Annotated in this window: 11 protein-coding genes; 2 read left to right on the top strand and 9 right to left on the bottom strand. The window is 39.8% G+C overall.

What is annotated here, in order from left to right; genetic code table 11:
• Positions 1-271 precede the first annotated feature (271 nt).
• Both GQR47_RS08740 and GQR47_RS08735 read left to right on the top strand, forming a co-directional pair.
• Positions 272-904 (top strand): hypothetical protein, encoded by a 633-nt coding sequence (locus GQR47_RS08740; protein ID WP_138488456.1) that lies wholly within the window; start codon positions 272-274, stop codon positions 902-904.
• A gap of 108 nt (positions 905-1,012) precedes the next feature.
• Complete coding sequence (locus GQR47_RS08735; protein ID WP_024597410.1) at positions 1,013-1,849, top strand: mechanosensitive ion channel family protein; 837 nt, start codon at positions 1,013-1,015, stop codon at positions 1,847-1,849.
• Positions 1,850-2,002: 153 nt separating this feature from the next.
• Here GQR47_RS08735 and tldD read toward each other — a convergent pair whose 3' ends face one another.
• From tldD to GQR47_RS08690, 9 genes are all read right to left on the bottom strand, one after another.
• Complete coding sequence (tldD, locus tag GQR47_RS08730; RefSeq protein ID WP_024597409.1) at positions 2,003-3,442, bottom strand: metalloprotease TldD; 1,440 nt, start codon at positions 3,440-3,442, stop codon at positions 2,003-2,005.
• On the bottom strand, positions 3,439-4,278 hold the full coding sequence (locus tag GQR47_RS08725; RefSeq protein ID WP_165723728.1) for a carbon-nitrogen hydrolase family protein: 840 nt from the start codon (positions 4,276-4,278) through the stop codon (positions 3,439-3,441). Before GQR47_RS08725 ends, tldD begins: the two co-directional genes overlap by 4 nt.
• Positions 4,275-8,132, bottom strand: coding sequence for a YhdP family protein (locus GQR47_RS08720; RefSeq protein WP_165723727.1), 3,858 nt, complete (start codon positions 8,130-8,132; stop codon positions 4,275-4,277). The genes GQR47_RS08725 and GQR47_RS08720 overlap by 4 nt, the downstream gene beginning before the upstream one ends.
• A complete protein-coding gene (rng, locus tag GQR47_RS08715; RefSeq protein ID WP_007586345.1) occupies positions 8,132-9,604 on the bottom strand; it encodes a ribonuclease G in 1,473 nt (490 codons plus the stop codon). Before rng ends, GQR47_RS08720 begins: the two co-directional genes overlap by 1 nt.
• 1 nt (position 9,605) lies before the next feature.
• Entirely contained in the window at positions 9,606-10,175 is a 570-nt protein-coding gene (locus tag GQR47_RS08710) for a Maf family protein (protein ID WP_024594527.1), read from the bottom strand.
• A complete protein-coding gene (gene mreD / locus GQR47_RS08705) occupies positions 10,175-10,654 on the bottom strand; it encodes a rod shape-determining protein MreD (RefSeq protein ID WP_002958403.1) in 480 nt (159 codons plus the stop codon). Before mreD ends, GQR47_RS08710 begins: the two co-directional genes overlap by 1 nt.
• Positions 10,647-11,489 carry a rod shape-determining protein MreC gene (gene mreC, locus GQR47_RS08700; RefSeq protein WP_173400216.1) on the bottom strand — a complete coding sequence of 281 codons (843 nt, stop codon included), beginning with the start codon at positions 11,487-11,489 and terminating at the stop codon, positions 10,647-10,649. Before mreC ends, mreD begins: the two co-directional genes overlap by 8 nt.
• A complete protein-coding gene (locus tag GQR47_RS08695) occupies positions 11,489-12,532 on the bottom strand; it encodes a rod shape-determining protein (RefSeq protein WP_002958401.1) in 1,044 nt (347 codons plus the stop codon). The genes mreC and GQR47_RS08695 overlap by 1 nt, the downstream gene beginning before the upstream one ends.
• 133 nt (positions 12,533-12,665) lie before the next feature.
• Positions 12,666-14,714: a formylglycine-generating enzyme family protein gene (locus GQR47_RS08690; protein ID WP_165723726.1), complete on the bottom strand. Its 2,049-nt coding sequence runs from the start codon at positions 14,712-14,714 to the stop codon at positions 12,666-12,668.
• Positions 14,715-14,759 lie beyond the last annotated feature (45 nt).

Below are 14,759 nucleotides of genomic sequence, written 5' to 3'. Positions count from 1 at the left end.
TCTTTTTTGCATAATACCTCCAGTAGAAACTGACGATATTTTCTATTAATTAAATCCACTCTGCTAGGTGTCGTTGCTCGGACGCTTACCAACAAACCACTTAAAACGTCACATTAAAAACATCCATTCAACATTAAAAAAACATCTAAGTCATTATTTTAACAGCAAAAATTTTAGACCGATAAAAAGGTTAAAAGTTTAAATTTTGTTTTGGCTTTAAAGCATTTTAACGATTAGAATCCCGCGCATTTATAGTTTTTCTTGGTTATTTATGTTTTTACTGCGATCTTTTATTTATTTATTATGCCTAGCGGGTGTTGCTCATTTAATTCAACTTGAAGGGTTTGAATTAAAACAGGATGCACTTTACAGTGAAGAAACTCTTACCGAACATATGCAAGATGTTTTAACTTTTTTAAGCTGTATTTTATTTTTTTACGCTTCGCGAATTAACTTTCAACTCAAAATACCGGCTGTATTACTAGCTGCGTTATCGGCAATGATGTTTGTGAGAGAGTTTGATACCTACCTCGACCTATACTTTTTTGATGGCGCTTGGCAAAGTATCGTCTATTCAATTTTAGCTGGCGTGTTTGTTTATTTAATAACAAACAGAGGAAGTATTTTTAACTCTTTAAAAGCCTATAGCCTCACTCCTAGTTATGGAATTTGCTTATCAGGCATGGTTACTTTACTCGCATTTTCGCGAATGATGGGCAAAGGCGCATTTTGGCATTCAGTAATGGGTGATGACTATGTACGTGCGGTAAAAAACATTGTTGAAGAAGGTATAGAAACGCTTGGCTATACTTTGATTTTTATTTCAGCCATTGAGCTTGTACTCATATGCCGAAAAAGAATGGCTAAAAATCACAAGCATTGCACTGATCAAGTAACTCAATAACATAGCTACATTTTTTATTGGTTACTTTTTTTACACTAAATTTGCTAATTGGTTTAATAAATCAATATACTGAGCCTGTTTTTATCAACTCACATTTAATTGGATACCATGACTAAAGATATATTGCTGCATCCGTTTCTTCTTTCAATTGTAATGATCACAATTGCATTTGTACTAAAAGTGCTTGTTGATAAGCTTGCTAAAAGTCGCGCAGAAAAAAAAGAAAAAGACATCCGTTACATCGCACACAATATTAAGCACTTTATTAATTTTGTAATGATGATATCGCTGCTATTTGTGTGGTCTACTGAAATTCAAAACTTTGCACTTTCTATTGCTGCTTTTGCCGTGGCGATTGTACTTGCAACGCGTGAGTTTATTCAGTGTGTAATAGGCTTTTTTTACCTCGTAACAACTCGCCCGTTTAGAGTGGGTGATTGGATACAAGTTGGTGATTACTTTGGTGAAGTAGCTGAAACGGATTGGATAAAAACAACCATGCATGAAATTGATATACATACTTATCAATTTTCTAGAAAAACCATATACATACCTAATAACAAGCTGATTACCAGCTCTATTAAAAACTTAAACTTTGTAAAACGCTTTGTTACACATCATTTTATTATTGTCCGAAGAGAGAGCTTTAACCCGTACCCTATTCACGACACACTCACTGAGCAAGCTAAACTGTACTGCGAAGAGTTTCAAGAAGTAGCAAGCCGTTATAATTCGATGATTGAGCGTAAACTTGATGCAAAAATATCTGGCCCAGAGCCGGTAATTCACTTTGGTACAACCGATTTAGGTGAATTTAAAGCAAGCTTTACCTTGTTTTGCCCTACAGAAAAAGCGCTTGAGATAGAGCACAAATTAACAGAGTGCTTTTTTGCGTTATGGTACAAAGAGGCTGAAAAAAATAAAGAAGGTGAAGGAGAGGCATAAACCTCGCCTACACAAAGTAAAAATACAAATCGTAGGTGCGAATTTATTTCGCGCTCTATTTCTAAGTCTGTATTTAAAAAGCGAGGTATAAAACCTCACCTACAATAAACATCAAGCATGTAGGTACGAATTCACTTCGCGCTTGAGTAATATTTAAGCTGTACCACCGACCGTTAACTGATCAATCTTAAGGCTTGGTTGGCCTACGCCTACCGGTACGCTTTGACCATCTTTACCACAAACACCAACACCTTTATCAAGTGCTAAGTCGTTACCAACCATAGATATTTGCTGCATTACTTCTGGTCCATTACCAATAAGCGTTGCGCCTTTAATTGGTTGGGTAATTTTACCATTTTCGATTAAATACGCTTCTGATGCACTAAATACAAACTTACCTGAGGTTATATCAACTTGTCCGCCGCCAAAGTTAGGCGCGAATACCCCTTTTTTAACTGAGCTGATAATATCGGCTTGGCTGTGCTCACCACCTAACATGTAGGTGTTAGTCATGCGAGGCATTGGTAAATGCGCATAAGACTCACGACGTGCGTTACCGGTAGGATTTACACCCATTAAACGCGCGTTTAGCTTATCTTGCATATAGCCTTTTAAAATACCGTTTTCGATAAGTACGTTGTAAGCGGCTGGTGTGCCTTCATCATCAACATTAAGTGACCCACGGCGATCGGCCATGGTGCCATCATCAACAACAGTACACAGCTCAGATGCTACTTTTTGGCCCACTTTACCACTAAACGCAGACGCTCCTTTGCGGTTAAAGTCGCCTTCAAGTCCATGCCCTACTGCTTCGTGTAAAAGCACGCCAGGCCAACCATTACCAAGTACAACTTCCATCGTGCCGGCAGGTGCATCAATAGCTTCAAGGTTTACTTTAGCTTGGCGTACCGCTTCTTCTGCAAATTCCATCCAACGTGGTTTACCATCAACAAGCTCTTTAAAGTAACCATAATCTAAACGTGCACCACCACCTGCGCCACCGCGTTCACGGCGACCATTTTTTTCAAGCAGCACTGAGCAGTTTAAACGAATAAGCGGGCGAATATCGGTGGCAAACGTACCGTCACTAGCTGCGATTAATACTTCTTCGTATACCGCTGACATTGAGCTAATTACTTGCTCTGCATCGGGTGCTAGTTCACGAATATAGTTTTCAAGTTCGCGTAATAAACTCACCTTGTCGGTATCGCTCATACTCGAAATTGGCTGATGCGCTGCAAACTGCTCTTTAGCTTTAACATCACTAAATACTTTAATCGCTCTATCTTCGCCAGCATCTGCAATGCTACGAGCCGCTGTAGCCGCCTTATTAAGTGCTTCAAGATTTATTGCATCAGAGTAAGAAAAACCTGTTTTTTCGCCGCTTACAGCACGTACACCAACGCCACGTTCAACGTTATAAGAGCCTTCTTTAACTAAGCCGTCTTCAAGCACCCATGATTCGTGGTGGCTTGATTGAAAATATAAATCGGCGTAATCCACTTTATGCTGATGTATGTAAGCGAGCGTTTTTTCGAGCTCTTCTCTATTTAGCTGGCTGTCTTGTAGTAAATGCTGTTCAACCGAATTCATAATAAATGCTCTCTAAATCGTTGATGAGACTGCACGGGCATATCTCGTCTAATTTTTTGTAACTGGTCTAAATCTGCGTTGCAGCTTATAAAACCGGTGCCTGTTGGCAATTCACTCAGGGTATTGCCCCAAGGCGAAATAATAATACTGTGGCCATATGTTTGTCGGCCATTTTCATGTGTACCGTACTGAGCTGCTGCAACTACATAACATTGTGTTTCTATTGCGCGAGCTGCTAATAGCGGTTGCCAATGCGCTTGCCCTGTAGGGACTGTAAATGCACTGGGTACTAAAATAATATTGGCGCCTTGGCGTACTAGTTCGTTAAATAAGCCACTAAAGCGCAGATCATAACATACTGTTAAGCCAATTTTACCAAAGGGAGAATCAACAACCACTACATCGCTTCCAGCTTGGGTAAAATCTGACTCTCGATAGCTACCTGTTTTATCATCAACGGTTACATCAAATAAATGTATTTTGTTATACGTTGCAACCAGCTCGCCTTGATTATTATATAAGTGCGATGCTGCGTAATACTTATGTTCGTTAAATGGCTCAGGCATTGTGCCTGCATTTAACCAAATATTATGGTGTTGGCACAATTCACTAAGTTGTAATTTGTATTGCTCAACTTGCTTAGCAACACGTAACGTATCGTTACCAGTTTTACTAAACACTAAAAAAGCCTCAGGCAAGCAAACAAGTAATGGTCTTGTTGCTGGCAGGGTTTTAAGTGCGCGCTTTAAGCTTGTTATGTTGTCATCAGGGCTTAGCCCTGAACACATTTGTAGGGCAACTATTGTGGGTGTGCTTATGCTTGCTGTTTTGTTCATTGCGTTACTGTTACTTGTGCATCTTTAAGTTTTAAATCGACTGATGCTTGTGGCTGATTTTGCGCAGCTTGAGGTAGTGTAACTTCACGACTTTTTCTGTCGAGTTCTTGAACAATAGGGTCGTTCATTTTACCCGTTACTTTAAAATTGATCTCTGAGATGACGCGCGCAGAATGAATAACTTTATCAAGTGCTAAAGCAGCAAGCCCTGTTACTGGATTAACCATCCACGCAACTATAACCGGAATGCTTGAGGTTACTTGTGGCGCTACAGCAAGGTCGTAATCTATATCTAGCGTGTTTAAATTTGCATAACCTTTAATGGTTAAATCGGCGGGTACGCCGTCCATTTTAGTATCTTTAGTGTAAGCGATACCGTTTTCTAACTGCATAGAGCCTTGCATGCTGTTATAAAAAAAGCCCTTTGAAAATACATCTCTAAAATCAAGTTTCAGTTTGCGTACGAGTGAATCAAGGCTCAACAGCGAAAATACGCGTGCACCACCATCACTTATTTCAGTTAAGTGACCTTCCCCTAAATCCCAAGTAACCTCACCACTTAAAGTTTTCACATCAAAATCATAAGGTGCTGCTTGCCAAGTAAGACCATAATTTAGATCAGCTTTAGAGTCCTTAATTGCAGAGGTAATATCAAACTCGCCAAACAATGCGCCTATATCATCACTTTTAAGCTCACCACCTAGCGTTGTTAAACCATTTTGCCACTGCCCTTTAGTGCGCAGTACATGATCTCCTTTATCGATTACAAGTTCTGATATCGATAAGCGCTCGCCATCACCTAATAATGACGCACTCACTTTATCAAGCTGATAGCGATCAATTTTGCAGTCACTACATTCAAACTCAATGGCAGGTATTTTAGTAAGCCAGCTCAAGTCTTCCTCAGGAAGTACATCTGTTATTTCAATTAATTGCTCGCTAGGCTGTGCAAAATTAAGCCTTAAGTAATCGGCATTAATTCGTATAGGCTGGCTAGGCTGTGATGTAGGAATAAAAACCCCAGCTCTAAGTTCTTTAGCATTTAGCTTTAGGTATAAATCGTCTTTTGATGGTGCTAAACGCATTTCAAAATCATTAAAGATGATGTTACTCGCATCAAGCATACCTATATTTGCGACCACCTCATTAAGCGGTGGCATAATCCCTTTTGATTCTTTATCTGGATTTGCTTTACCTGCTTTAATTATTTGATCAATCAGATCAAACCAAGGCACTAATTCACTCTGCTCAAGATTTATATTTACGCTTAAGTCTTTTTGGTTTAATCCTAAATCTTGTTTTCCGAGCACAAAATGGGCATTACTAAACTGTGATTTTCCATTTTCTAAAATAGCATTAAAGTAAAACTGTTGATTAGCGTTTGCTGTAATGAGATTAGAAATATCATCACCTTGAACTACTGCATCAAGCGCCCACATTTGTTCGCTATTTTTATTATAAGGTGCGGGTAAGTTACTCGTTAAGCCAAGTAGTTCTGAGTTTACCTGTGCACGATAATTAAAGCCTTGTTCGGTAAAATTAAGTACTAAACCAATATCAACATCGCTTTGCCCGCCTAAATAATTTTTTAATATACCTTGCCCACTATCGATTAGTGTATCGGCGTCAATTTTGGCGTTTATATCTATGTTTGCTTGGTAGTTTTTAGCATCACTTTTACTGCTGTAATTAATATTTAGTGGCATACCCAACCACTTCGCAGTCGCATTTTTAAGTGTGATGTTGTCGTTTTTAAAATTAAGCTCGCCAGTTAAGTTTTTAAGCTCAATGCCTGGCGTTGCTATAAATACTGGCAAGTCATTTAAATTAACTTTGCCGCTAACACTGGCTCCGCCTTTAAACTTAGAGCCTACTAAAAGCTCAATACTGGCATCGGCTTCGCCTTTGCCCTGTACAACTTTAAAAATTTCAGCAAGAGGTTTGGCAATAGGTGTCGCTGCAAAAAAGTCATGTAACTTTTCCATCTCTGCTTTTTTATCAATTTGCACAATAAGTTCATCAGCATTCATTAAATCTGCAATGCTCACCTGTACACTATTACCAATATCTAAATTAACCAACTTGCCTTGCTGGCTATATATGTCCATCCGCTCATTAGCAAAATGTAGCTGTACATTAGCATTAGTGACCGCAGGCCAATCAGGGTCAAACTCATAGGTTGCATTGTCTATTTGTGCTAATACATCAAACTGACCACTACCATCAGTAAATGGGAAACCAGACAAAGGCCCTGCAAATAAGACCTGTGCTTTAGATACTTCTCCGCCTTTAATTGCATCATTTAAATAGCTAACAAGTTCAGGGCTCATCGCTTTTAATGGGAAGTAATGATCTGCAATATTGGCATCTGGAGCGAACGCTTCTGCGTAAAGATCTAATCGAGGATCATCTGTTAGGCTAATTTGTAATTCTGCAGCAAGAGTAACTTCATCATTATCAAACCAGATATTGTCACTACTTATATGCCAGCCATCATCTCGCTTAGCTAAATCTAGCTCTACATTTAGCTGATTATAATTTATGTCGTTACTAAAGCTTTCGCCTGTGACTAATGTGCCATTTTCACCAAATAAATTTATTCGACCACTACTTTGGGTAAGTAAACCATTTACTCTAAGTCCTTGCGCTGCTGGTACCGATCTTAATTCTTGCCAGCCAATATTGTTAGCCTCAAACCATAATTGCCATTGCTGTGCATTAGAAAAACTTAAATAAGCTTGATCTATTTGCCCACTAGGTTGGCGTTCTAAAAATGGTTCAAGTGCATTAAAATTACTTAGCCCGGCTAGGTTACTCAGTAATTCAAAATCAACTTGATGCAGCCACACTTTATTTTGCAGCCCTAGTTGGGCTTCAAACTCTAAACTTGGCCATGCTTTATCGTTACTATTAAATGTTAAACCGGTACTTTTTAAGTGCCAGCTATTTTGTTCTGGATATAGATGGAATCCACCTTCACTCAAACTAACTTGGTGGCTTTGCTCTTCTCGCTGCCAGCGTACAAAGCTTGGTAACCACTGCATTTTCACATCGCTTACAAAACCTTTATCTAGTTTTAGCCATGCTTGTAAATTAATATCGCTATGTAGTTGTTGTTTTTGCGTATTTATATATTGCGCTAACCAGTTAGATACATCGACCTTATTGGCCTGCACATAGATGTCACCCGCAACCTGCTCTAGAGTATCCCCGGTAAGTGCTATGCGCGCGTCAAAGTCTCCGACCGAAATACCCGGCAGTGCCAGGCTTCCACTACCAAGGTGCTGCTCATCTTCATTTTGCCAAACAATGTTTTGAAGTAGTAATTTACGTTCTTTACCATCTTCTAAAATAAAGTTAATACTGGAATTTTCTATTGCAAAATGACCCGTTTTACCCAAAAACAGTTCTTCAATTAGCTCTTTTTGCTCAAAAGAAACTTCGTCGTTGTCACCGGTTTTAAATAAGTTGGTGATATTTACACTGGTATGAAAACCATTAATAACAAAATAATTAGATCTAAGTTGCAGTGCTTTTAAGCTTTCCCATAGGTTTAGCTCTAAGCTGGTTTTAGCAATGGTGAGTGATATTGGTGCGGTTTCGTTATCTTTAAACGATAAATTTTCTAGCACTAATGCAGGACCACTGCCCTGCCAACTAGCTGATATTTCACCGATAGATAAGCTTATTTCAAACTTTTCGTGTAAATAGCTTTCTATGTCACCTTTGTATTCGTTTGCATACGGGAGGGTATATTTTAAAATTGAAACAATAACGGCCAGTAATACCAAAATTATGGCGCAGGTCTGCCATAACTTTCTAAAACAAAAAAAACAGACCGCTTTTGCTTTCATTACATCATTACCACATCAAACTGTTCTTGGCTGTATAAGCTCTCTGTTTGAATATTGACTTGCTTACCAATAAATAGTTCAAGCTCAGCAAGGTTATGATACTCATCGTTTAGTAGGGCCTCACTTACAGCAGGCGCTGCATACACCATAAACTTGTCCGCTGCGTATGCTCGGTTAACACGCACTATTTCACGTAGTATTTCGTAGCAAACCGTTTCAACTGTTTTTTGTGAACCACGACCGGAACATGCTGGGCATACATCACATAAAATATGCTCTAAGCTTTCGCGTGTACGTTTACGCGTCATTTCAACAAGGCCAAGCGCTGAAAGCCCATTAATATTCGTTTTAGTGCGATCTTTTGCAAGGGCTGATTCAAGTGAATGAAGCACCCGCCTTTTATGATCCTCACTTACCATATCGATAAAGTCGATAATGATAATACCGCCTAAGTTACGCAGCCTAAGCTGGCGAGCAATTGCAGAGGTTGCTTCTACGTTGGTATTAAAAATGGTTTCTTCTAAATTACGATGTCCTACAAATGCGCCAGTATTAACATCAACAGTCGTCATTGCTTCTGTTTGGTCAATAATTATATAACCACCGGATTTTAGCGTAACTTTACGATGTAGTGCTTTTTGAATTTCGTTTTCAACGTCAAACAAATCAAATATAGGTCGCTCGCCTGGGTAGTATTCGAGTACTTGAGACAGTTGTGGAACAAACTCTTCAGTAAATAACTTTAGCTCTTCATGAGTAAGTTTAGAGTCAACGCGAATGCGCTCCATATCTTCGCCTACGTAGTCACGTAGGGTTCTAAAGGCAAGCGTTAAGTCTTCATGTAGAATACTGGCTTTACTGGTTTTTTTGCGACGAGCTGTAATTTTTTCCCATAGTTTTCTTAAAAAACCGGCATCGTGTCGTAATTCTGCTTCGCTAGCGCCCTCGGCTGCTGTGCGAACAATAAAACTGCCATTTTCATCGCCATATTCTGCGACTATTTTTTTAAGGCGTGAGCGCTCTTCTTCAGTTTCAATACGCTGACTAACCCCTACGTGGGTCGCATCTGGCATAAACACTAAATAACGAGAAGGAATGGTAATATCAGTGGTAAGTCTTGCGCCTTTAGTGCCTAGCGGATCTTTTACCACTTGCACCATAATATACTGGCCTTGACGAACTAACTCTCTAATATCTTGTACTTTTTTTATTGGTACGTCGTCTACACCTTCAACAATGGAGGCACTATTTACAATATCGGATGCATGCAAAAACGCCGCTTTTTCAAGGCCGATATCAACAAAAGCAGCCTGCATACCCGGAAGTACACGGCTTATTTTTCCTAAGTAAATATTGCCTACAATACCTAGATTACCGATTCGCTCTAGCTGTATTTCTTGCAGTACACCGTTTTCTATTAGGGCAACACGGCTTTCGCTCGGTGTGACATTGATCAGTAATTCTGTACTCATGTTACCTTCTTAAGAATGTTTTTAATAATTGTTCGGTTTCATATAAAGGTAAGCCTACAACAGAAAAATAGCTACCCGCAATGTGAGTTACAAAGCGGCCGCCTAAACCTTGGATACCATAGCCACCGGCTTTATCTTGTGGCTCACCTGACTCCCAATAAGCATTAATTTCTTCATCTGTTAAGGTTTTAAAAGTAACATCTGTGCTTACAACACAGCTAAGCACATCATTTTGCGTTGCAAATGCAACTGCGGTAAGAACTTGATGCGTGTTACCCGATAGGCGTTTTAACGTGTGTGTAAAATCGTTTTTATCGCGAGGTTTACCCAATGACTCGTTGTCTATAACAACCACGGTATCACTACCAAGTACAGGGCGATCGGTATATCCAAGCTCTACACCGCTTTGGGCTTTCAAGCGCGCTAAACGCTCAACAAGTGCTCTAGGTTGCTCCTTTGGAAGTGGGCTTTCATCTGCATCAACACTAAATTGTGTAAATTCGACACCTAATTGGCTTAATAACTCTTTACGACGGGGAGAGGCTGATGCCAAATATACTGCGGTAGTCATTACCTGATCCTAAAATGTCTGCGATATTTACGAAGTAGTAAAAAGACCCAAAACCAGCTAACCATTCCGGTTGCTACTGGCCATAAGTACTGTGGATTAAAATAAACCCCTAACAAAAAGTGATTTAGCCAAAACTGCATTAAGTGATACAGCGTTAAAAATAAACCAATTAGTAGGCTTTGTTGCCAAAGCGAAAAGTTACGAATTTTTTGAAAGTTGCTCGCGGTTACAAAAATACATACCGAGAATGTAAGCGAGTTCACGCCCAGCGGTGAGCCAGACGCTAAATCTATTAATAAACCAACAACCCAAGCAGTACCAATATTTAAGCGATGCGGTACTGCTAGCGACCAATACATAAGTACAAGTAAAACCCAGTCAGGTCTAAATGGTTCAAACGAAAATGGAAGTGGCATTAGTGCCATTATTAACGCAAAAAAGATGCTTAGCGCAATTAACAATGAATAACGGTTAATCATCGCTGATTTGCTCCTGTTGATTACGCCATAAAATAACCAGCAAACGAATGCGATCTAGTTGCGCAATAGGTTCTGCAAAAACTTGTGCAAACGGTCGCCCTTCATCACGATTTATTTCGGTTACTACTGCCACCGGGTATCCTTCAGGGAATGTGCCCCCTAAACCCGATGTAACAAGTACATCGCCAATTCGCACATCTAAACTGTGTGGAACGTGAGAGAGCTTAACGACGTTAATTTTACCTATGCCTTCAACAACCGTTCGTACATCGTTACGAAGTATACGTACAGGTGTGGCATGTGTGGTGTCGGTCATTAGTAGCACGCGTGAAGTTGTTGAACCAACCTTTGTAAGCTGCCCTACTACACCCATTTCATCAATTACAGCTTGGCCTTCACTAAGCCCGTCAGTAGTACCACGGTTAATAACAACCTGATGACTATACGGGTTTGAATGTACAGAAAGTACCTGAGCAATAATTTTACGATTTGATTGCTTTGCAGATGAGCCTAATAAGGCGCGCAGTTTTTGATTTTCTCTGGCTAGAAATTGATACTGCTGAAGTTGCTCGCTTTGTAGCATTTGCTTTTTTTTCAGCGCTTCGTTTTCAGTAAGAAGTTGATCCCGCGTATGCAGGCTTTTAGCACTTAAGCTAAATAATTCGTAGGGTAAATTAGCAACATAGATTAGTGGGCTAACTAGAGTATTAAGGCTGGTACGAACAACGGTACCACCTTGCGTATATCTGTCTCCAACTATGAGTACGATACTCAAAAGCACTGCGACAAAAAGTCGCAGTTGCAAAGAAACTGTGCGTCCAAACATTAATTTCATTAGTCGTAACTAAAAACGTCACCACCATGAACATCGATCATTTCTAATGCTTTACCACCACCACGCGCAACACACGTAAGTGGATCATCAGCTACAACAACCGGAATACCCGTTTCTTCCATTAATAAACGGTCTAAATCTTTTAACAATGCACCACCGCCAGTAAGTACCATGCCGTGCGCAGATATATCTGATGCCAGCTCTGGTGGTGATTGCTCAAGTGCAACCATTACTGCACTCACAATACCCATTAACGGCTCTTGTAGAGCTTCTAGGATTTCGTGTGAGTTAAGCGTGAATGAACGCGGAACACCTTCGGCAAGGTTACGACCGCGCACTTCAATTTCGATTGGCTCATCAGTTTTGAACGCAGAGCCAATTTGATGCTTAATATTTTCAGCTGTCGCTTCACCAATTAAGCTACCAAAGTTACGACGTACATAATTAATAATAGCTTCGTCAAACTTATCGCCACCAATACGAACAGATGATGAGTAAACAACACCGTTAAGTGAAATAATAGCCACTTCAGTTGTACCACCACCAATATCAACAACCATAGAACCTGTTGCTTCTGATACTGGTAAACCTGCGCCAATAGCTGCTGCCATTGGTTCTTCAATTAAGTAAACTTCACGAGCACCGGCACCCATTGCAGATTCACGTATTGCACGTTTTTCTACTTGAGTAGCACCACACGGTACACAAATTAGTACACGCGGGCTTGGGCGCATAAAGTTATTGTTATGCACTTGCTTAATGAAGTGTTGTAACATTTTTTCAGTTACATAAAAATCAGCAATCACACCGTCTTTCATTGGACGGATTGCTTTAATATTTCCTGGTGTACGACCTAGCATTTGTTTTGCTTCTGTACCTACAGATGCAACACTTTTAGGTCCACCAGCGCGTTCTTGGCGAATAGCAACAACAGAAGGTTCGTTTAATACAATACCTTCTTCTTTTACATAAATTAGGGTATTGGCTGTACCCAAGTCGATCGATAGATCGTTAGAAAAAATACCACGGAGTTTTTTAAACATGAGGCTGGATGACCTTTGAAATACGTTCTTATATTAGCTGCCTCACTTTAACATGCTCAACTATATGAGCAATATAAAGCGCAGCGCCTTTGTGAATTTGTGAAAAAAGGAAGCAAAGCTTCCTTAATTGAGTTTATCGTTCGCGAACTAAGCGAAAACCAATGTAGTTAGATCTAAAATCAGGCGCTAAAATTAAACGCGTAGATGCACGAGCAAGGCTTGGTGCAAAATTCCACGCTCCGCCTCTTACTGCTACATCAGACTCACCTGATTCTTTATCGGTCCATTCCCATACATTGCCTACGGTATCGTATAATCCAAATGCATTTGGAGAAAAAGAACCTACTGGTGATGCACGTCTATTTGACCATTCACTACCACACCAACCACAGTTAGCTAGGTTTTTACCAATTTCGTTACCCCAAGGGTATTCTGTTTCGGTTCCTGCACGTGCTGCGTATTCCCACTCAACTTCGTTAGGTAAACGAAATTGCTGTCCTGTTTGACCCGATAACCACTCAGCGTAAGCTTTTGCATCGTTATAAGTTAAACATACAGCAGGAAAGTCACTGCCTTGCTCAAAACCAGGATTACGCCAATTTAAATTTGCTTCCCATACTGGTTCGCCATTTAAATAATACGCACACCCTTTATTTTTTTCCGCTTGAGTTTTATAACCTGTATTTGCTACAAATTTTTCGTAGGCACCTACGGTTACTTCTTTACTTTGCATAGCGAAAGAATTTGCTATTACTTTTTCAATTACTGGACGTTCATTAGCTAAACCATTGCCATTGATATCGCCCATTTTAAATTTGCCTGCAGGAATAACGACAACCGGCGTTTCAACGTTTGCATTTAATACATTAACGTTTTCACTAACCTGGCGTGTTGTTACTTCTGGTTGCTCTCGAGTATAGGTCGATGCAGCAATCGACTTAGGCTTTTTTACCAAATTTGCATTAATTGTTTGTGCTTTATTCAAATCAACACGAACTTGATAAGGCTTATAGCCAAGTTTACGTATTTCAATGTTGTGAATACCCGGCGGTAAACGTGTGATCAAGCGTGTTGAGCCAAAGCTTACACCATCGATAAACACTTCATCGTCGTATACGTTTGATCGTAATGTCACCTCTATTGATTGATCCTTCTTCTTATTAAGGATAGAAGGGTAATCTTTTTTCGCCGATGCAGGTTTAACTGAATAATCACGTACTGGCTGCTTTTCTAAACGAGAAACCGACACCGTGTTACTATTATCCGCGCTATTACTGAATGTTAACTGACTATCAGTAAATGTATTGTTATACGCGGGTTGATAAGCAGCAGTAAGTGGCGTGCCGTACTCAGAACAATAACGGTTATCAATGCTTAATAAGCTACATAAACGGCTACTGTTTACTTCGCCGCGCATGGTTACGCTTAAGTTAACGTTGTAGTTACCTTGGCCGCTAAATGCACTGTTAACTACATGGCTACTTAATATTTGTACTTGAGCGCCCGCCAAATTACGTTTTGGCTCAACAATGCGCTCTTCTGTTAAGTTTGCAAATATTTGATCTACAAAGCGTTTAGTTGCTTTTTGTAGCCCCATTTGCTGACCGCGTTGCTCACACGCCGCTAGCGTTTCTGTTCGCTTACAGTTAATCGTATGGTTAACTTCAAGCGTGCCTTCACGTGTAAACTCGTTACGTAAACGCTCTACTCTGGCTGTAGTTAACTGCTCTTTTAAACTTTCTAAAGTATTTAAAAGCGTATGCTTAGCAACACGAATTTGCTCTATATCTTTACGGTGGGATGCAATTGCCGCCAACTGCATAGAAATATCATCTTTGTTTTGCTTATGATCAATCACCGCTTTTTGATAGCGTGATTGAGCCGCACTAATATTAATAGTGGGATCGTCAATTAAACGACGGTACATTTCGTTCATCGCATCGAGCGCTTGGTTTTTTTCTTTATCTAGCTCTGTAGAACGAGAACGAAGTAGCTCTAGTTGATTTTGTAACTGACTTTCTTCTTTAAGATGTTTTTCAAGTATTCTTGTCGAGTTATCGTATTCTGTCTGTTTAACACTAATCTCTGACTCAATTCCAGTTACTGTAGCTGTGTCTTGTGCAAATGCACTACTAGCTAACAAACTAGCTGAAATTAACAGAGATAAAGGAGTAATTCGCATATATTCCAGTCCCAAAAAGCGGCAATTATTTGGTCGTTATTATTT

Origin of the sequence: Pseudoalteromonas sp. Z1A2, assembly GCF_011378755.1 — a bacterium.
GTDB classification, from domain to species: Bacteria; Pseudomonadota; Gammaproteobacteria; order Enterobacterales; family Alteromonadaceae; genus Pseudoalteromonas; species Pseudoalteromonas distincta.
Note: the sequence above shows the minus strand (reverse complement) of the source record. Positions and strands in the feature narration are given on the sequence as shown.

What these genes read in the sequence shown, in the direction of transcription:
- tldD (WP_024597409.1), bottom strand. Translation starts at nt 3,442, where the DNA reads ATGAATTCGGTTGAACAGCATTTACTACAAGACAGCCAGCTAAATAGA.
- GQR47_RS08740 (WP_138488456.1), top strand. Translation starts at nt 272, where the DNA reads ATGTTTTTACTGCGATCTTTTATTTATTTATTATGCCTAGCGGGTGTT.
- GQR47_RS08690 (WP_165723726.1), bottom strand. Translation starts at nt 14,714, where the DNA reads ATGCGAATTACTCCTTTATCTCTGTTAATTTCAGCTAGTTTGTTAGCT.
- mreC (WP_173400216.1), bottom strand. Translation starts at nt 11,489, where the DNA reads ATGAAATTAATGTTTGGACGCACAGTTTCTTTGCAACTGCGACTTTTT.
- GQR47_RS08710 (WP_024594527.1), bottom strand. Translation starts at nt 10,175, where the DNA reads ATGACTACCGCAGTATATTTGGCATCAGCCTCTCCCCGTCGTAAAGAG.
- GQR47_RS08695 (WP_002958401.1), bottom strand. Translation starts at nt 12,532, where the DNA reads ATGTTTAAAAAACTCCGTGGTATTTTTTCTAACGATCTATCGATCGAC.
- mreD (WP_002958403.1), bottom strand. Translation starts at nt 10,654, where the DNA reads ATGATTAACCGTTATTCATTGTTAATTGCGCTAAGCATCTTTTTTGCG.
- GQR47_RS08720 (WP_165723727.1), bottom strand. Translation starts at nt 8,132, where the DNA reads ATGAAAGCAAAAGCGGTCTGTTTTTTTTGTTTTAGAAAGTTATGGCAG.
- GQR47_RS08735 (WP_024597410.1), top strand. Translation starts at nt 1,013, where the DNA reads ATGACTAAAGATATATTGCTGCATCCGTTTCTTCTTTCAATTGTAATG.
- rng (WP_007586345.1), bottom strand. Translation starts at nt 9,604, where the DNA reads ATGAGTACAGAATTACTGATCAATGTCACACCGAGCGAAAGCCGTGTT.
- GQR47_RS08725 (WP_165723728.1), bottom strand. Translation starts at nt 4,278, where the DNA reads ATGAACAAAACAGCAAGCATAAGCACACCCACAATAGTTGCCCTACAA.